At 49.5% G+C, this 18,971-nt stretch carries 15 protein-coding genes, 1 tRNA gene and 1 pseudogene; 12 read left to right on the top strand and 5 right to left on the bottom strand.

Annotation, left to right across the window (positions count from 1 at the left end; genetic code table 11):
• Positions 1-253: 253 nt before the first annotated feature.
• On the bottom strand, positions 254-517 hold the full coding sequence (locus tag LACZS1_RS12445) for a hypothetical protein (protein WP_010490883.1): 264 nt from the start codon (positions 515-517) through the stop codon (positions 254-256).
• 207 nt (positions 518-724) lie between these two features.
• On the opposite strand from LACZS1_RS12445, the gene LACZS1_RS12440 reads away from it, so the two are divergent.
• The 3 genes from LACZS1_RS12440 to LACZS1_RS12430 all read left to right on the top strand — a co-directional run bounded on the left by LACZS1_RS12440 (position 725) and on the right by LACZS1_RS12430 (position 3,301).
• Positions 725-1,069: a hypothetical protein gene (locus tag LACZS1_RS12440; RefSeq protein ID WP_010490885.1), complete on the top strand. Its 345-nt coding sequence runs from the start codon at positions 725-727 to the stop codon at positions 1,067-1,069.
• A gap of 132 nt (positions 1,070-1,201) precedes the next feature.
• Positions 1,202-2,014: a Cof-type HAD-IIB family hydrolase gene (locus LACZS1_RS12435; protein WP_070651423.1), complete on the top strand. Its 813-nt coding sequence runs from the start codon at positions 1,202-1,204 to the stop codon at positions 2,012-2,014.
• 282 nt (positions 2,015-2,296) lie between these two features.
• Positions 2,297-3,301, top strand: coding sequence for an aldo/keto reductase (locus LACZS1_RS12430; protein ID WP_070651426.1), 1,005 nt, complete (start codon positions 2,297-2,299; stop codon positions 3,299-3,301).
• Between the two features lie 72 nt (positions 3,302-3,373).
• Here LACZS1_RS12430 and LACZS1_RS12425 read toward each other — a convergent pair whose 3' ends face one another.
• Both LACZS1_RS12425 and LACZS1_RS12420 read right to left on the bottom strand, forming a co-directional pair.
• A complete protein-coding gene (locus LACZS1_RS12425) occupies positions 3,374-5,902 on the bottom strand; it encodes an excinuclease ABC subunit UvrA (protein WP_070651429.1) in 2,529 nt (842 codons plus the stop codon).
• A 147-nt stretch (positions 5,903-6,049) separates the two neighbouring features.
• Entirely contained in the window at positions 6,050-6,466 is a 417-nt protein-coding gene (locus LACZS1_RS12420) for a MarR family transcriptional regulator (protein ID WP_070651430.1), read from the bottom strand.
• A 136-nt stretch (positions 6,467-6,602) separates the two neighbouring features.
• Between LACZS1_RS12420 and LACZS1_RS12415 the strand changes: the two genes are divergently transcribed.
• The 7 genes and pseudogenes from LACZS1_RS12415 (at position 6,603) to LACZS1_RS12385 (ending at position 12,907) form a co-directional block, all read left to right on the top strand.
• Entirely contained in the window at positions 6,603-7,247 is a 645-nt protein-coding gene (locus LACZS1_RS12415) for an HD domain-containing protein (protein ID WP_070651432.1), read from the top strand.
• A 1,091-nt stretch (positions 7,248-8,338) separates the two neighbouring features.
• A complete protein-coding gene (locus LACZS1_RS12410) occupies positions 8,339-9,940 on the top strand; it encodes an ABC transporter ATP-binding protein (RefSeq protein ID WP_070651435.1) in 1,602 nt (533 codons plus the stop codon).
• 169 nt (positions 9,941-10,109) lie between these two features.
• The gene (locus LACZS1_RS12405; RefSeq protein ID WP_093997762.1) at positions 10,110-10,358 is read left to right on the top strand and encodes a type II toxin-antitoxin system Phd/YefM family antitoxin; all 249 of its coding nucleotides are present in this window, start codon (positions 10,110-10,112) and stop codon (positions 10,356-10,358) included.
• A gap of 33 nt (positions 10,359-10,391) precedes the next feature.
• A pseudogene (locus LACZS1_RS12400) lies at positions 10,392-10,655 on the top strand (Txe/YoeB family addiction module toxin); the annotation flags it as partial.
• 219 nt (positions 10,656-10,874) lie between these two features.
• Positions 10,875-10,947, top strand: a tRNA-Thr gene (locus LACZS1_RS12395).
• A gap of 182 nt (positions 10,948-11,129) precedes the next feature.
• On the top strand, positions 11,130-11,777 hold the full coding sequence (locus LACZS1_RS12390; RefSeq protein WP_070651442.1) for a CPBP family intramembrane glutamic endopeptidase: 648 nt from the start codon (positions 11,130-11,132) through the stop codon (positions 11,775-11,777).
• A 158-nt stretch (positions 11,778-11,935) separates the two neighbouring features.
• Complete coding sequence (locus LACZS1_RS12385; protein ID WP_274804402.1) at positions 11,936-12,907, top strand: TDT family transporter; 972 nt, start codon at positions 11,936-11,938, stop codon at positions 12,905-12,907.
• Between the two features lie 24 nt (positions 12,908-12,931).
• Here LACZS1_RS12385 and LACZS1_RS12380 read toward each other — a convergent pair whose 3' ends face one another.
• Together LACZS1_RS12380 and helD are read right to left on the bottom strand one after the other, a co-directional pair.
• The gene (locus LACZS1_RS12380) at positions 12,932-13,756 is read right to left on the bottom strand and encodes a LysR family transcriptional regulator (protein WP_070651446.1); all 825 of its coding nucleotides are present in this window, start codon (positions 13,754-13,756) and stop codon (positions 12,932-12,934) included.
• A 284-nt stretch (positions 13,757-14,040) separates the two neighbouring features.
• Positions 14,041-16,329, bottom strand: a complete 2,289-nt coding sequence (gene helD, locus LACZS1_RS12375; RefSeq protein WP_070651448.1) for an RNA polymerase recycling motor HelD — start codon at positions 16,327-16,329, stop codon at positions 14,041-14,043.
• A 149-nt stretch (positions 16,330-16,478) separates the two neighbouring features.
• Here helD and LACZS1_RS12370 point away from each other — a divergent pair, with 149 nt between their 5' ends.
• Both LACZS1_RS12370 and LACZS1_RS12365 read left to right on the top strand, forming a co-directional pair.
• Entirely contained in the window at positions 16,479-18,011 is a 1,533-nt protein-coding gene (locus tag LACZS1_RS12370; RefSeq protein WP_010490910.1) for an ABC transporter permease/substrate-binding protein, read from the top strand.
• Positions 18,011-18,967, top strand: a complete 957-nt coding sequence (locus LACZS1_RS12365) for an ABC transporter ATP-binding protein (RefSeq protein ID WP_070651450.1) — start codon at positions 18,011-18,013, stop codon at positions 18,965-18,967. The genes LACZS1_RS12370 and LACZS1_RS12365 overlap by 1 nt, the downstream gene beginning before the upstream one ends.
• Positions 18,968-18,971 lie beyond the last annotated feature (4 nt).

Raw genomic sequence — 18,971 nt, 5'->3', positions numbered from 1 at the left:
GAACCGCGCAACTTATTGTACCCAAATTCGCCATCTTGACAACGAAAATGCCTCGTTGGCCTAGCTATTGGTGAGAATTGCAGGTGTTTCTTAAATCAGACATGTTGGGGGTTACGCCACTAAAAACCCCGGCTAGCCGAGTTTGCTGGCTGCCGGGGGTAGTTTGTTCTATTGGGATGCGACTAAGTAAATAATAACAACCGGCATGACAACAGTGTTAGTGAGCCATGCTTGGTTGATCATTATCGGATGATTATTTTTTATGGTCCTCGGCGGATTCTGGGGGGAATGCCAGGACAGTGCCACCACCAAGGTTTTTAGTCATGGCGTGGAAATTTGTAACAATTTTAAAATTCAGCTCCGAAGCATTCTGTCGGTCTTGCTCTGCATAGTCAGTAATGGTCAGTAGCGCAGAGTTTTCGTAAACTTTTTCGATTTTCCCGGTGAAAGGCGCTTCCATGTCTTCCTTAACCTGACAAACAACAGCGTCTCCGAGATGTAATTTTTCTTTTTCCATAATGCCTCCAGCCTTTCAAAAATTCCCAACATAAGTGGCATATTATAACATTCGTTCTCCAATAGCAAGGTACTAGAGGCGGAAAGTTTCAAAATCCTAAAAATATTTCTTGATTTTTTGAAAATGACCGCGCCGCCAGCAGAGGGCTTTTCAAAAACGGCCTAAAAGTGGTTATAATGGAATAAAATAGAAAGGACGAAATTAGTCATGGCAGCTAGCAACACAACGATCGATCAACTGAATGAGGCGGCACAACAAACCGCATTGGAAACTTTTGCAAAATTTTACCTTAACCGGTTCTTTGGAGCGGGGTTAGACGTTTTCTCCCAGCTTGATAAGCAAGGTGATTTGGCCGATATTAACCATTATCTCCTCGACAACCGTACTTTGACGCGGGAGGAATTGACGAGCGGCTTGTTGACGCATCGGTCAGGTAATCTGCTGGATCTTCTGAAGCAAGTTAAGGTTAAGTACAATGCACAAGGCGCTCCGGAAACACCATGGCAAGAATGGTATGCTGCGCAGATTGATAAGCTGCCGCAGGGACTTTAGGCAACGATTGCGATAAGCGCTAATGAGAATCGGTCATAGAAACTTGTGATGTTTCTATGGCCGATTTCATGTAAGAGCAGTGGAGTTGCGCTCGCGATAACGCGTTCGCAGTCGTAGAGGAAAGGAACGATTATGTCTAAATACTTAATCGTAAGTGATATTGACGGGACGTTAACGGCCAATCATCATGATGTCACAGTAAACACAGCTCAGGCATTAGAAAATGCAGTGGCGGCCGGCGCGGCTTTTTATGTTGCGACCGGGCGCATGCATGCGCTGGCGGAAGTTGTCGCCAAACAGTTTCAGCCCGACGCCAGCATTATCGCTTCTAATGGTGCTGTGTATGATTTTTCCGGTGAACGGGTGCATCACACACTTGGCGAAGACGCATTGACGGCAGTTGAAGAAGTCAGTGCCGATTTGAATCTTAACGCCTTGTACTTTAGCGATGATACCGTTTATTTCACCGGAACACTGCCGCCCGCCATTGAAGCAGCCGCCCGCAAGTTTGCGCCTAAATCGGTTGAAATTAAGGTGGTCGGCGTGCCATCGATAAAGGAACTATTGACCCACGCCGCGGTGATTACGAATGGCATTATTTTTGGACCCAATGATACGAAAGCTTTGGATGCCGGAAAAACGGCCTTGGAGGCGCGTGATGTTTTGCATGTCTCGGCCTCTGAGCATACTAACTTGGAATTAATTCCCAAGCATGTCGACAAAGCCAATGCTGTGCGCGAATTACAGGAAAAGACCGGCATTGCGCCGGACCACACAATTGCTTTTGGCGACGGCCTTAATGATTTAGGAATGTTGCAGGCCGCTGGTGTGAGTGTGGCGATGGGCAATGCCGTGCCCGAAGTCAAGCGCGTTGCCCGATATGTGACCGATACCAATGTCGATGACGGCGTGGCGCATTTTTTGACGGAATTTTTTGAAAAATAAATTTTTATGGAGAAAACAGGGTTTCCAGTTGCTTGTTTGTTGAACGTTTGCCACGATAGAGATAGTGGCAAACGTTTTTATTTTGTAACTGTCTATCATTAACGCGTTCGTCGGCGCAGGAGCCGGCGCACGCTCACTATAACGCGTTCGCCAGCCCAGAAACCTGCGTGTAAGGACCTTGGTCGCAATGGTCAAAGCCCGACCATCACGCCCAAGGCCACTTACACTCCGGTTTCTAACCGGGCTGGCTCACGCTCACTAACAACTAGGGGGGCTTTGTTCATGTATCATGCAGCGACTGATCGTTATGCGAAGATGCCGGTTCGTCATGCCGGTAAGACAGGTTTGATGTTGCCGGCAATTTCTTTAGGATTGTGGCAGCATTATGGCAATCTGGATCCGTTTGATTCGCGGCGTTCGGTGATTCTGGATGCGTTTGATCATGGTGTTTTTCATTTTGATGTTGCCAATCATTATGGTAACGGCGATGTTGATCCGGGATACGGTTCGAGCGAAACGCTGTTGGGACAGATTCTGGCAACTGATTTGAAGGATTATCGCGATGAACTGGTGATTAGCACGAAGGTCGGCTATGAAATCCACCCAGGCCCGTATGGCATCGGCACTTCACGCAAAGCCGTCATTCAAGGCCTGAATGACTCCCTCAAACGGTTGCGTCTGGATTATGTCGACATTTATTATGCACATCGTTTCGATGACACGGTGGCGTTGGAAGAGACTGTCAATGCGCTTGATCAAACCGTGCGGGATGGCAAGGCTTTGTATATCGGGATTTCCAATTATGATACGGAGCAGACCAAAGAGGCCATTGCGATGTTTAAAGACCTGCATACCCCGTTTGTCTTGAACCAGTTCAGTTACAACATGTTCAATCGCGAGGCCGAAACTTCCGGCCTGACGGATGCCTTGAAGGCGAATGGCGCCGGGTTGATTGCGTATGGTCCATTGTCAGAAGGGTTATTGTCCGATCGTTATTTGAACGGCATTCCGGATAGCTTCCAGATCCATCGCACCAACAAAGGCACTTTTGCAAAAGGTAAGGATGCCGTGGTTAAGAAGCTCAATGACTTGAACAAGATTGCCCAAGGACGTGGCCAGACGTTGTCTCAGATGGCGTTGGCATGGCTTTTGCGTGATCCGGTCGTGACGAGTGTGATTATCGGTACGACATCGGTTGAGCATCTGGAAGATAACCTCAAGGCGACAGAACATCTGACGTTCACGGCTGAAGAGGTTCAGCAAATTGATGATATTTTGAACGCATAAGGCGCGAGCAGGTTGCGCTGGATATAAAAAATCGGCTCTAGAGATGATCTCCGGAGCCGATTTTGTTTCTTCTCATTTAACCTGAAAAGCCGCCAGATGTGCCGCTAAGTATTTGGCGGTTTCGCCGTGGCCTTGGCGGGCGATGGCTTGTGGCGTGCCGGCTGCCATGACTTGGCCGCCTTCAGCCCCGCCTTTTGGTCCTAAGTCCAAGACGTAATCGGCATTGGCAATAACATCTAGGTCGTGTTCAATGGCAATGACGGTTGCGCCGGTTTTTAAAAGGCGCTGGAAAACTGCCACTAATGTTTGAACATCAAGGGGATGCAGCCCAACGGAAGGTTCATCGAAGACGAATAGCGTATCTTTTTGGGACCGGCCCATGTGTGCGACCAGCTTAAGTCGTTGGGCCTCGCCGCCGGATAGCGTCGGTGTGCTTTCGCCTAAATGCAGATAGCCCAGTCCCATGTCGTGGAGTGTCTGCAAGGTATGGGCGATTGCCTGTTCGTCCTTGAACACCTTGAGTGCGGTATCGACGTCGAGATCCAGCAGGTCGGCAATGCTGCGGTCGTGCCACTTGATTTTTAAGACTTCGGGGTTGTAGCGGCGACCATGACAGGTAGGGCAGGTTTGCTGCATATCCGGCAAATACTGAATGTCCAGATTAATCACACCAGTACCGCCACAGGTCGGGCAAGCACCCGCCTTGACGTTATAGGAGAAGTGACTGCTGGTATAGTGCTTGGCTTTGGCGTCTGGCAAAGCTGCGAACAGATGGCGCAGGTGATCGAGAATATCAGTGTAAGTGGCAACGGTTGAACGGACGTTTTTGCCAACCGGCGTCGCATCAATGGCAACCACATGCCGAATGCCGCCATTTTTGAGATCGCGGACAAAAGTCGGGCCGGGTTGATCTTTCGTTGCCGACAGTGCCGGGACTAATGCATCGAAAATGAGCGTCGACTTGCCAGCGCCGGAGAAGCCGGATACGACGGAGAAGCAATTAATCGGGAAGGCGACATGCAAATTGTGCAGGTTGAAGCGATCCGTCACGGTTAGCTGCAATTGCTTGGCCTTGGCAACTGCTTCGGCACCAGCTTGCGGGCGGACAATGAGTTTGGTTTTGCCGGTTAAAAATGGGGCAATTAACGAATGCGGATTGCGGCTAACGGTGGCGGGATCCCCCTGATCGAGAATGCGACCCCCGTCAACGCCGGCACCCGGGCCGATTTCGACAATTTGATCCGCTGCGTTGATGATCGCCGTGTTGTGATCCACGACCACCAGTGAGTTGCCTTGATCAACCAAGCCGTGCATCACTTCCAATAAACCGGCAACATTGGCTGCATGTAACCCGATAGAAGGTTCGTCGAGGACATACAGAACGCCGGTTGTTTCGGTGCGTAGTGTTCGACTGAGCTGAATCCGTTGCAATTCACCGGTGGACAACGATGCAGCAGCCCGGCTTAACGTCAGGTAGCTCAGGCCCAAATCCATGATCGGCTTAAGCAGCTGCGTCAATTCTTTAATGATGTCGTGCGCCAATGCCTGCATATTTTCCGGCAACCACTGGTAGATTTTCGGGATAAAGGCAGAAAGCTGCGTCAGGGTCATGTCGCTGACTTGCGCGATGTTTTGATCAACCAAAAGTTGTGACAACAGTTTTGGTGCGAACCGGCTGCCATGACAGGTCGGGCAAACGCCGAACTCATAGAACCGATTCAGACGCTGGATCGCGCGTTCATTCTTGGTGGTGGCTAAAGAGTCTTCGACCGCATTGAAGGCATTTTCGTATTGTGCGTGATCCATATGGAAAACTCTGCCTGTTTTGCTGGGGATGTTGATGGCGTATTTTTTCCATTGACCATGCCAAACTTGTTCCTGTTGGTCCTTGGGCAGATCCTGGAAAGGGGTATCGATGTCAATGCCAATTGCCTGGGCAACGTACGGCATGAAGTTACGTCCGGGCAGCCGCCATGAGGCAACCGCCCCTTGACGAATCGTCAGCGTTTGATCGGGGATGAGGCGATTGGCCGCCAGCGTCCGCGCTTGACCCGTGCCGCCACAGGTTGGGCAGGCGCCAGTCGAATTGAAGGCAAAATCTTCTGCCGCAAAGGCCATAAAGTGAACCCCACAAGTCGGACAGGTAATCATGCCCATCCCGCTTTCGCCGTCATTTGGTAGATCCATGGCCTTGGCAATATCAAGTGTCGGCGGAACGCGGTGGCCATTTGGACAAACCGGTGAGCCGAGACGCGAAAACATCAGGCGAATCACATTTAAGGCTTCCGTGGCGGTGCCAACGGTTGAGCGAATGCCAGGCACAACCGGCCGCTGTCTGAGGGCGATCGCACTGGGAATATGCTTGACTGAATCGGCCGCCGCCGGACTCGTTTGCCCTAATCGCCGGCGCGTATAAGTCGACAAAGCGCTCATATACCGCCGCATGCCTTCCGCGTACAAAACGCCCATCGCCAGCGAACTTTTACCGGAGCCTGAACGACCGGTAATCGCCACGAGTTTGTTTAAGGGGATATCCACGTTAAGGTGTTTCAAATTATTGACATAGGCACCGCGAACACTGATATGATCTGGAATTGCCATCGAATCGAACTCCTTTGCCAAAATTAGTAAACTGTTTAAGGTTGAGTGATATGTCACTATGGGTTTATTGTAACGCAGTTGAGAAAATACGAAAAAGGCCTCACGCAAGCACTGCGTAAGGCGGATTGCCGAACATGACCGATTGGCTTATTCTTCGACTGCGACACCGGTGGCCTGGCTGAGCAGTTTAATGAGCTTGAGGTATTTCTTTTCACCCAATTCGTTGTACAGGCGCTCAAGGTTCCCCATATATTCAGGCCCCAGATCCTCGACGGCGTCTTGTCCCGGTTCGCTGAGGACGAGTTTGAAGCTGCGGTAGTCGTCCGGGTCAGGCTGCTTGTCAAGCAACCCGCGGTCAAGCAACGGCCCGCTGGCTTTGGTGATGGCAGCTTTGGTGACATGCATCTCCTTGGCAAGACTCGTCGGCGTTTTTGGTGTCAGATCCGTGGCCATCCAGAATAGTAGATTTTGCTGATTCAATGGGATGTCCGAAGATGACACTGGCGAGAAAAGTCGGTGGAATTGGTTAACCGATTGACTCGCCGACAAACAATGCTTTTTCATTTTAAAGTTCCCCCTTTTACATAACCTCTTTATACTTTAAGTATGAACTCTCGAGGTTAAGCCATGCAACAAATAGGGTAGCTTATCGGTTAATTAGTTCAGGTAATCACATTTGAAAGATTGGAAGGTACGTTACATGATTGATTGGCAGGCGTTGACAGCCTATGCGCGCTCCGTCTCCGCACAGGATCACAGCGGTCACGGCTTCGACCATATTGAGCGGGTGGTCGCGATGGCCAAGCGATTGGCCGCCAAAACTTCAGGCGTTGATTCGGCTGTCGTTGTCGCGGCAGCAACGATGCATGACACTTATGACGACAAACTGGTTAACGATGTTGCAGCGGCAAAATCAGCGGCACGTCATGCGATGGCTGCGGCTGGATTGACGGACGAACAGATTCAAGCAGTTATCGCAATTATTGACCACATGTCCTTTAAAGCTAATTTAGGGAAGCGCCAGCCTTTGTCCCTGGAAGGTCAGCTGGTGCAGGACGCAGACCGATTAGATGCCATTGGGGCAATCGGCATTGGCCGCGCCTTCATGTACGGCGGTGCGCATGGTGGTCGCATGTATGATCCGGCACTGGCGCCGCGTACAGTATTAACCTCAAGCTCCTATCGCGCCAAAGAAGGCACCGTCATCAATCATTTTTATGAAAAGTTGCTGAAGCTAAAAGATCAATTGAATACCCCAGCTGCCAAGCAACTTGCTGAACATCGGCAGCGGGTGATGGAAGATTTTTTGGCGGAATTTAAGGCCGAGTGGGACGGCGAGCGGTGAGCAAAGGGATGTAGTGTGAACAAGTAACCAAATAATAGGTTGGCAAGAAATAAAACGTGGCAGAGGACTAAGAAGACCTACTTCCTGACCACAGCATATAAAAATCCTCCAAATATAATGGAAAATCATATTTGGAGGAACATCTTTGCTTTTCAGTTCTTATTTCTTTCCCATTTCGGCCAAAAGACTCAACGTTCCGAACGAGTATTGAACGGTCTTTTTACGAGAAAGCATGGCAATACACCTAGTTATTACTGAACTTTCTGACTTTCTTGTTGTAATAAATGAACCAGACAACGGTTAGCAGAGAAAAAAGGGCAGATAACAGAGCAAGTAGCTTATTACTGCTGTTAAGTAGATCCAATCCAAGAAAAAGGATGGTCATCACTAAAATGATAAAGCCGGTGACTCGATATTTTATCAACAAATATTCCTCCTTTGGTAACAGCATCTGAATGTCACAATAAACGGCACAGTTTTCGTGGTAATTGCAACGATTAGTCTTATAAGATGGGACTCATTTTATGTAAGGGGGCAGACTTAAACTTAGAACCGTGATGAGGCTACCTGATTGATTGCTAGTGACTGATAAAAGTGCCCTTATACCTTATAACGATCGTTGCTAACCGACAATAATGGCATTATGTACCTCATGCAGGTATAGGTCAAGGCAGGATTTCTACATATAAACTAAAACGTTAAAGTCGAATATCCGCTAAAATCCCCATACATTGGGATCCTTTAGTATCAAAACAAACACAAACTGAACCGCGGCGCATAGTTGAGCCGACCCAAAATATACGAAGAAATGTTTATGTTCACGTCAAATCTACAACAGATGCGTCATGACATTCACCTAAAAACCCAACACCCTTTAAAATTGGTTCATCGTTCTAACGCCCAACGTCAGGCAAATGCGCAAAAACACAATAGCATACGGAAATAATGAGCAGCGATTGTTATTATGAGAATTCGATGCTATTATTTGTTTATTCTAATATTACGACGAGCTGATTGCGACACTGCTCGGTGTGCCAATTAGTATTTCTGACATAGACGGATAGTGTCACATATGAAAAGAGGCCTTTTCAGTGACTTTTCGACAGTATCTTTTCCGACTAAAATGGCGGTTTGGTTTGTTTATCTTAATGTATGGCGTCATGATTGCTGCACTGACTGCGGTATCGGTTTTTACCGGGAACATGATCACGGCCTTGACGCAATTTAAGGTCAATGCGTTCGTGACTGCGGCAATCGTGATGGTCGTAGCGACTATTTTGCAACTGGTGATGCAGACGTTGGTCAACATTTACCAGATCTCGCTCCAACGTCGACTGAACAATGACATTCGCACGGAGATCACCAAGAGCATTGCGACGATGCCGTTTGAGCAGTACCATTCCCGGTCAGATGCGGTTTATACTTCGTGGATGACCAATGATGTCAACACCATTAATACGCAGGGGCTGCGCAATGTTGGGTATCTCATTCAAGCCAGTTGGCAGGTGGTTCTCAGTATCTTCGTCTTGTTGACGTATCATGCCTCGCTGTTTGTCACGACACTGGTTTGCGCCGTGCTCTTAATTACGGTGCCGATGATTTACCGCAAAAAGCTAAGCGCCGCAGCGGCAACGTGGAGTCAGGAAAACGAGAAGTTGACCAATCGTCTGACCGATATCCTTGAAGGGTTCAATACCCTATTCATGGCCAATCGGCGCCACGTCATGGTGGAGCGGGTGCAGCAAGCTTCGGATGACGCGGGCCATGCGCAGGTCGGCTACATTCAGTTCAATATGGCCACTCAGTTTTTGATCAATTTGGTTAACTTGGGGAGCCAGCTATTTTTACTGATTCAGGCCGGGTTACTTGCTTACAATCACATCATTCCGGTTGGCGCGGTGGTGACGATTCATTCTGTCGCAGGAACGACTTTTAGCGGCTTGACGTTGATGAGTTTTGCCCTGACCACCGTCAAGTCAGTTGCCCCGATTTTCGATAAGTTTGCCAAGGCAGCGCCGGCTCCGCAAAAGGCGAAAGCACCTGTGACACCGTTGACCGACGCAATCAAGCTGCAAAACGTGACTTTTACATATCCGCATAAAAAAGAACCGGTCATTAACGATCTGAGCATGACGCTGCAGGCTAATCAAAAAGTGGCGCTTGTCGGGCCATCCGGGCGGGGGAAAACCACGTTGTTGCGACTTATTAGCGATGTGCTGGCCGATTATCGCGGTGAGATCACCTGGGATGGGCAGGATTACCGGCAGCTGGATTCGCATTCTTTACGGGATCAGATTACTTACATCGAGCAGGCTCCGTACATTTTTAACGACACGCTGCGGTTTAATTTAACCCTGGGACGACAAGTGGATGACAACGTGTTACAACAGGCCATCAAAGGTGCGCAATTGACTGAATTTATGAAACACCAAGCGCAAGGGCTAGATACGGTGTTGGAACACAATGGCGGTGATTTGTCAGGCGGGCAGAAACAGCGCATTGCCTTGGCGCGGGGACTGATCAGGCACAGCCGACTCATCATCAGTGATGAAGGCACTGCAGCACTGGACGCCAAAGCCGGGATCTCCATTGAAAAGCTGCTGGTATCACTGCCGAAAACCACATTGATCATGGTGACCCATAATCTGCGTCGTGAAATTAAAGATCAACTTGACCGTGTGATTACGGTTTGAGGTGAGTGTGTCGGGGTGGGAATTAAGGTGTGTCCGTGCCCATTGCGATGCTCAACGAGTTCATTTAGGAATTTCAGCCATCCGCCAAGTATTGCTTACATGCACATTTAATTGCACAATTAATTCAGCAAGTTCTCACGCAATGAATTCCAGAAAGGGGGCTGATCTCGTGGATGCTGTTTCCTACTCAGTTTTCCGCCGCAATCTCAAGCACTACCTTCAAGTAGTCAATGACACCTCCACGCCACTCTTGATTACTAGCCGTGATAATGCGGCTGATACTGCCGTCTTGATGAATAAACGTGATTTTGATGCCATGCAAGAAACGATGAGGATTTTGTCGAATCCTGAACTCATGGCCAAAATCCGCCGTGGACAAGCCCAGATCGCCGCTGGAAAACCCGCCAACATGATTTGAAAGATGCCGGGGATGGGGATAATTGAGCGCTAGACTGACGATGCCTGGCGCGACTACATCAGTTGGTTTGAGCAAGGTGATAAAGCCACGGTCAGAAAAATCAATCGACTTATCGCGTCGATCGATCGGACACCGTTTGATGGCCCAGGTAAACCAGAACCATTGAAACACGGCTTGTCTGGCATGTGGTCGCGCCGAATTACGCAAGAACACCGCCTGATTTACGAAATTGAGGCAAACACAATGACAATCATTTCTTGTCGCGATCTTTACAGAAAGCAGATGGCATTCGGATGACTTACGGGAAGGTCTATGGTTACACGGATACGGATGACGTCCCGATCGAAGGGAAAGCAATCGTCTGTTTATTTTCAACATGGAGATCACCTGATTCCTGACTGCAACAAAAGCGCTGGCGGCCGACAATCCAGACGACTTTTTCCAAAAAAGGCTTGCGAGTGCTGGAGATTTAGTGTACATTAATTAGGCAGTTGTTTTTAAACAACCGAAACATTTGCCGTCTTAGCTCAGTCGGTAGAGCGCATCCATGGTAAGGATGAGGTCGTCGGTTCAAGCCCGATAGACGGCTGCAAATGACGTTGCCTGACAGGTCAGTTGATCTGTTGGGCTTTTTTTTCTGCATTTAAACGGGTGGAACGCGAACGAGCCTTATAACAATCTGTGTGACCAACGAAAGCCCAAGATTTTGGTGCTCGAGAAATTATTGGTATGATGAAACAGTAACGACTCTCCCTTGAAAGGACGTTAACTTTGAAAATATTCCATTCTTTTTTACAGGTATTAGGTGTCGGCATTGGGTTTATCTTATACTCGTTTGCTGAGTTGGCACTGGTTCGTGGGGAAGCGGCTTGGGGTGCTTATGGCGCGATTGGCGCGTTTGTCATTTCGTTTGGGGTATTGATCGGGTTGTTAATGCTGGTCTATCGCCGGTTGTATCGGCAGCAAGGTCCCTTGACGGTGAAGCATCCGGCAGCCGTTATTTGGCAGGGAATCGGCTTGCTTTTCGTCATTCAGTTAACCAATTCGTTACTGATGCATTTGTTACATACCCCGCAAGCAGCGAATCAGAGCAATTTACTTCATCTGGTGAAAACTTATCCTTGGGGCATTAAGTTACTGGCCGTGGTCGGAGGTCCGATTGTTGAAGAGTACCTTTTTCGCGGCTTGTTGATGAACAGTTTCGGCTCATTACGACAGCGCAAGTGGCAGTGGGTCAGCATTTTAGTCAGTGCTTTTACGTTCGGCTTTGCCCACGTTGTCGGGTCACGGATTGACTACAACCTCTTCATTTACGCCGCGCTTGGTGGCGTCTTGGCCTGGACCTATCTGCGAACCCGCGACATGCGCTATTCGATTGGGTTGCACATGCTTAACAATGCCACGATCCTGTTAGTTTAAATCGTGTGCGGACTGAAAAACGTTGACGGTCGGCTTTGCGGCTGACTGTCAACGTTTTTTAAGTCTCATTCAATTTCTGAATATTATCGATGCAATACATTCATTTAGCTATTGCCAATCATTCTTGTTAGACTCAATGGCATGCGAAGGAGGCTGACATGACAACATTTTTGAAAAAAGTACCGTTACCAATGGCCGGCTTGACACTGGGTCTGGCATCGTTAGGGAACTTATATAAATTAGCCGGATGGCAACTGGCGGGAGATGTCACCGGCATTGTGGCGCTTTTGCTGTTTGCGGTGATCTTACTGAAGCTTTGCCTGACCCCTCTTCATGCTGCCAAGAGTTTACAGGATCCGATCATCGCTTCGGTGTCGCCGACATTTTCGATGACGCTCATGATTTTGTGCACCTACTTCACCGCTTGGGGGATGCCGGTGCAAGTGGCGACCGTTGTGTGGGTGATGGCGGTGCTCATTCACTTTGGCCTGATGGCATTCTTCCTTTCCCGGCACTTGCTCACGCAACAAAAAATCTGGCACATGATTTACCCAAGTTGGTTCGTCACGTTTGTCGGATTAGGTGTTATTCCGGTGACCAATGCCCAGTTTGTGCCTGCTTTGGGGCAGCCGCTTTTCTGGATCGCATTTGTCTTGTATGCCGCGTTGTTTCCCGTGGTCGTGCATCGCGTGCGGGTGGTGCCATTACCAGAGGCCACCCAGCTACTGCTGACCATCATGGCAGCACCGGCCTCGCTGTGCCTGACCGGTTATCTCGCCAGCTTCAATCAGCCTAATTTCTGGTTTGCGCTTGGTATGTTGATCTTTGCCCAGAGTTTATATTTTGGCACGTTGTTCAGCATCCGCCAGTACACCCGGTTGTCGTTTTATCCAAGCTTTGCGGCGTTTACGTTTCCGCTGGTCATCTCCGCAACGGCGTTAACGCGCTTTATCGGCATTTTTGCCAAAACCGGTGTTGCCCATAACCTGTTAAGCGTGGTGCAGTGGAGCGAATGGTTGGTTGCCACGTTGATGTTGATATTCGTCACGGGTCATTACCTGCGCTTTTTGCATCTGAATGTTCGCGCCAGTTGGCAGACCCAGCAAGCGCCGAGTGATACGGCTGATTAATTAGCTGATGGTGATGTTGATGATTTAGTCGGCTTTGTTGGCTAAATGCTGGATCGTGTCCACCATGGCTTGCTTGTGCGGCCAGTGAACATCGGGATTTTGCAACAGGTAAAAATGCCGACGAAACTTTGCGCCGATGGTTTGCTGTGGCACTTCTTGGGGGACGATTCGATCCGAAAGCAACGCCTGACCGACCTTGTTTTGCACCAGCGCTCGGAGCATGCTGTTGTTGTTAACGGTCATGAGATGATCGGGGGTGATGCCGGCTTCTTGTAGATAGGCAGTTGTGTAGTAGCGCATGCCGGAGCCTTCCTCGCGCGTGAGCCAGGTACCGGTAGGCCAGCCTGCCACCACCAGTTGATCGGCGCAAAGCGTGGTTCTAACCGCACCTTTTAGCGTCAACGGTTGTTCGATGAATCCTAGATCAAGCCGCCGCGCCTCCATCTGCTTCACCACCTGGAGCGAATTCAAAACGGCAACATTGAATTCCAGAAAAGGAAAGGCTGCTTTCAATCCGCGTGCCAAACTCGGGAACAAAACAACGGCAACACTTTGCGAAATGCCGATATTCAATTCGACCGATGCAGCTGCAGCGGTGTTTTGCATCGCCTGTTTGGTTTTATCCCAGTCAGCAAGCATGTTGGTGCTAAACTCATAGAGAATATCAGCCGCTGCTGTTGGAATAGTGGCACTGCGTTTGTTCCGCTCAAAAAGGGAAACATTCAGCTCATGTTCCAGTTGGTGAATGTGATGCGAAACAGTCGGCTGACTGGAAAACAGCTGCTCGGCGGCCAAGGAAAAGCTGCGGGTTTCATAAACCGCCATGAAGGTTCGAAGGAGATTGAACAAGGTTTTGCCTCCAGGTCTTTCATTTAGAAAGTTGATTAAAAATACTTAGCTGATAAACTATCACAATATTAATAACAAAATCAAATCGGCACTAACGAAGTATGATGCGTATCGTTAGTGCCGATTTTTGTGAGTATTACAGAATTGGTGTAACAAGAGAATAGTGCCAAAGCGGAGCAATCGTAGGCCAGATGGGGCTCAGCTCGTGCCCACAGCGTTCCAGCACCATCTGGCCGGAGATTGCGGAGTTTGGCGCGACATGGGACTAATTGCAGTCGAAGCAACTAAACCCTTGCCTCCGAAGCATCGCCAGCGTGCCGATAGAGATTAGTCGGCAATGCCGTGATCAGCGGACTAGGCTCGTCCAGCGCAACCAGATTCAAATGGTGTAACGCGCGGGAGCACAGGGTGTAGAGAATATCGCGATCAGCTTCATTTTGGTAGGTTGACGCGGAGACATCCCAACCCACGACCGCATCGAATTCAAGTCCCTTGGCCAGGTAAACCGGCAGAATGACACAACCGCTTTTGAGACTGTGATCGTTAGCGGACAATAACGTGACCGGAGTGTCGAGCTTGAGCGTCGCGTAAAGCTGATCCGCAGTCTGGGCATCTTTGGTTAAAATCGCCACTGTGCCATCAGCCGTCAACAGCCGCGTGACCAGCTTGGACAGGGCCGCGGCCGCATTCGCGCGCGGAACCGTTAGAACTTCCGGCTTGTCGCCAGCGCGATTGAAGGCTTGGATATGGTCGTGTTCAGGCAACAGGGCTTTGGCAAAATTCGTAATCGGCTGCGTCGAACGATAGCTCTTGTTTAACGTAATAAGCCGAATTTTGTACCCCGCAAAGACGTCTTTGATTTCATGAATGAAGTCACTAGGCTGATAGTTGCTAGTAAAAACGTCCTGCTTGGCATCCCCGAGCAAGGTTAACTTGGCTTTAGGGAACGCGTGCTTCAGGTACAACAATTGCGCCATGCTGAAATCCTGCATTTCATCGACAAAAACGTACTGAATCAGGCTGTTTTGCCCGCTGCCCGTACTCAGATCGCGTAGATACAGCAGTGGCGCGGCATCCTCCAGACGCAGGTGATGCGATTCAATCCCGTCGGAAAAGGCGGTGATCATAGTCTGCCAAATCGAGTCGCTGACCGGGGCATCTGCTTGAGCCATGAAGTGTTGGTAATCCTGGAACACATCATAGAAGTGATCATTGTAAAGCGCGTCGTAAATCGGGGCAAACGCCTTGGAGACAATGGCCTCTGAGACGAATTGCTGCTCGTCTTCACCGGTCGCAAATTCATGATCGGCGGTTAAGGTTTCCAATTCACTTTGCGATAAATCCGAAACCTGCAATTGGGCCCAGTCCTGCTTGGCTTCCATATGAATGCGGGCATTCAAGCGCTTGATCAAAGCATTTTTAGTGGCTGTAAACTTGTCGACTGGCTGCATTAGCGCTGGTTGCGACTGGTAAATCTTGGCAATATTAGCAGCGGAAAAGAAGGTTTCACCATTAAATTCAACATCGATGAAATGCGGCGTGCGGTCCGGGTTTTTGGCAAAGTCATAGATGGCTTCCAAGTAACTTGGGGCTTCTTTGAATCGGCGAATGGTTTCGGCAGCTTTTGGCAAGCCCGCCGCGTCGTGTTCATAGCGTTCGAACAGGGTTTCTACGTGGAGGCCAGTGAAGCGGTTGGCCAAAAATTCAAATAACGTGGCCTGCCGCATGTTCTTTTCACCAAGACTTGGCAACACTTGGGAAATGTAATTGGCAAAAAGTCTATTTGGCGAAAAGAGCACCATCTGATCGGCATCTAGATCGCTGCGGCTGTGATACAGCAGGTAGGCAACGCGCTGGAGCACGGCACTGGTTTTACCGGAACCGGCAACCCCTTGCACCACCAGCAAATCACTGGACGTGTCACGGATAATGTCGTTTTGTTCCCGCTGAATCGTCGCGACGATGTTTTTCATGTATTCGTCGGATTGATCGCCAAGAACCGACTGCAGGATTTCATCGCCCACAGTTTCGTTGGTATCAAACATGGTTTTGATATGACCATGTTCAATTTGGAATTGGCGCTTATTTTTCAAAACCGCGTGTTGTTCTCCGGCCGGCGTTTCATAGGTGACGTCACCCAGCGTGCCATTGTAGTAAATGGAACTAATCGGCGCGCGCCAGTCATACACCAGAAAATCGCCATTTTCATCAATGAACGTCGCCGTCCCGATATAAAGGGTATCTGGCTCACCATCTTCATCGATGTCAATACGGCCAAAATAAGGATTGTCCGCCAGTAGCGTCAGGCGATCACCTTCGTGTTTGAGGATCGTTTCGTTTTCAACGGCCCGCGCGACCATGACTTTCTGTTGCTGAACGGCGGCGTTGGTTTCCATTTGGTCATCGACTTCGGTGACGTTGACTTTCGTGTTTTCACCGTAAGCCCGTTCAATGCGGCTGGTTTCGCGGTGCGCCGCTTCGATTTGCTCATGAATAGCCGCTAACCTTGCCTTCAGCTTCTCGATAACCGCCGTGACGCGTGCTTGTTCTTCTGCTTTGGTTGCATTCTCCATAATAGCGGCGCTCCTCTCGTGTTTAAAATAGTGTCAACAATCTTAAGCCCAGCGGCCTGAAAAGTAAAGCAATGCGACATAACGCTTGTTGTTGCATCGGAAATCAAGGTGGTACACTTATGAATAATTAAAGTAAATGGAGGTTTGACATGGCTGATTTATGGCGGACGGTTTCCGAGCGCCACGTTGAATTGCTCAATGCCTTAGGACAACATATTGAAATATCGCTGATTGCGCTTGTTTTGGCAGTTATCATTGCCATTCCGCTTGCTGTTTGGGTACAGACGCATCCCAAAGTAGCGGCAGTTTTACTTCAGGTAACCGGCGTTTTGCAAACAATTCCTTCATTAGCCTTGTTAGGGTTGTTGATTCCATTCGTCGGTATCGGCACGGTGCCGGCGATCATTGCGTTGGTTGTTTACGCACTGCTGCCGATTTTTCAAAATACTTATATCGGACTGCAGGATATCGATCCGTCGTATGAAGAAGCCGCCGATGCATTTGGCATGAGCCGACTGCGCAAATTGTTCAAAGTCGAATTGCCGATTGCGTTGCCGGTCATTTTATCCGGTGTGCGCACCGCGATGGTTTTGATTATCGGGACCGCCACTTTGGCAGCGTTGATTGGCGCCGGCGGACTGGGGACGTTTATCCTGCTAGGCATTGATCGCAACGATGCTTCATTGACCTTGATGGGTGCGCTGGCGGCGGCGTTGTTGGCGATTGTCTTTTCGTGGCTACTGAATTTATTGCAAAAAGTCAATTGGAAGCTGAGTGTCAGCGTGGTTGGTATTGTATTACTGGGCTTTGCTGGCACCCAGGTTTACAACTGGGCGACCGCACCTAAAGAAACGATCACGATTGCCGGCAAATTAGGTAGTGAGCCGGACATTTTAATTAGCATGTATAAGGAATTAATCCAAAAAGCCGACCCTGATGTGAAGGTGACGCTGAAACCGAATTTTGGTCAGACGAGCTTCTTGTACAATGCGCTGCGAACCGATAAGATCAACATATACCCTGAGTTTTCCGGAACCGTGCTGGAAAGCTTGACGAAGCCGACTGCCGCCCAACAGAAACAAGTGGCGGCAGGCAAAAACAACTATCCGCTGGCCCAGCAACTACTGGCGAAGCAAGGACTGCGTTATCTGAAACCCATGGCGTACAACAATACTTACGCGCTGGTTGTCAAAGCCAGTTTCGCCAAGCGCTACCAGTTGAAGACAATCAGTGATTTGGCCAAAATTGCCCCGTCGATTCGCGCCGGCTTCGACTTGGAATTCATTGATCGCCAGGATGGGTATAAAGGCATCAAGCAGAAATATGGTTTGCAGTTCAAGGTCGACTCGATGGATCCGTCGCTGCGGTATCAGGCATTGGATCGGGGACAGATTAACCTGACTGACGGCTATACGACAGACGCGCAACTGCGGCAGTATCACCTTGTCGCTTTGAAGGATGACAAAGGCTTGTTCCCGATTTATCGCGGCGCGCCACTCATGCGCAACAGTTTTGCCAAGCACCATCCGCATTTGGTCACGGCGTTAAATAAGCTGGCGAACCACATCACCGAAAAACAGATGCAGGATATGAACTATGCGGTCAGTGTCCGCCGCGAAAAAGCCGCAACAGTGGCGCATCGTTACCTTGTCCGGCATGGTCTGCTAAAGGAGGCGCGCTGATGGCACTGATTAGCTTGGAAAATGTGACCAAAGCCTATGATGGCAAGCCAGTGGTTGACGACTTGAGCCTGAATGTGGAGCAAGGCGAATTGTTTGTTTTAGTCGGGACATCCGGCAGCGGCAAAACCACGACGCTGAAAATGATTAATCGCTTGGTTGAACCAACTAGTGGCACCATTAAATTTGCCGGTAAGCCGCTCACCAGTTACCGAGTTCGTGATTTGCGGTGGAATCTCGGCTATGTGTTGCAACAAATTGCGTTGTTTCCGACCATGACCGTTGCGCAAAACATTGCCGTGATTCCGGAAATGAAAGGCTGGTCGCGGCAAAAAATTCGTCAGGCAACTGATAAGCTGTTGACAATGGTTGATTTACCGCCGGCCGAATACCGTGATCGCATGCCTAGTGAACTTTCAGGCGGCCAGCAGCAGCGGATCGGCATTTTACGTGCGTTGGCATCACGGCCTAAAGTCGTGTTGATGGATGAACCTTTTTCCGCCCTTGATCCGATTTCGCGAACCCAACTGCAGGATATGTTGCTGCAACTGCATCGTGCTATGAAAACAACCGTGATTTTTGTCACGCATGACATGGCGGAGGCAATGAAGCTAGGCGATCGGATCGGCGTGATGCACAGTGGAAAGCTTTTGCAGGTCGACACACCGGAAGCGATTGCGACTCAGCCGGCGAATGATTTTGTGGCCGATCTTTTCAAGGGCGCACAGGCCAATCAAGGGTTGCAGGTGACCTTAAGCCAGCTGGCCCCGTTTGCGGTTGCCGAGTCAGCGCGGCATGCGGTGGGTGGCAACTTGACGCTGGCGGAAGCATTGCCGCTGTTAGACGCACATGAAACGTTGCAGGTGAATAGTGACCATGGCACGTTTGTGGTTAATACTCATAGTGTGGTTGCTTATCTGGCAAGTGCATTTGTTGATCAAAATACAGAAACGGAGTGATCGT

Source organism: Lacticaseibacillus zeae subsp. silagei, assembly GCF_030770335.1.
GTDB classification, from domain to species: Bacteria; Bacillota; Bacilli; order Lactobacillales; family Lactobacillaceae; genus Lacticaseibacillus; species Lacticaseibacillus zeae.
This window is presented reverse-complemented; position numbering and strand designations above follow the sequence as displayed.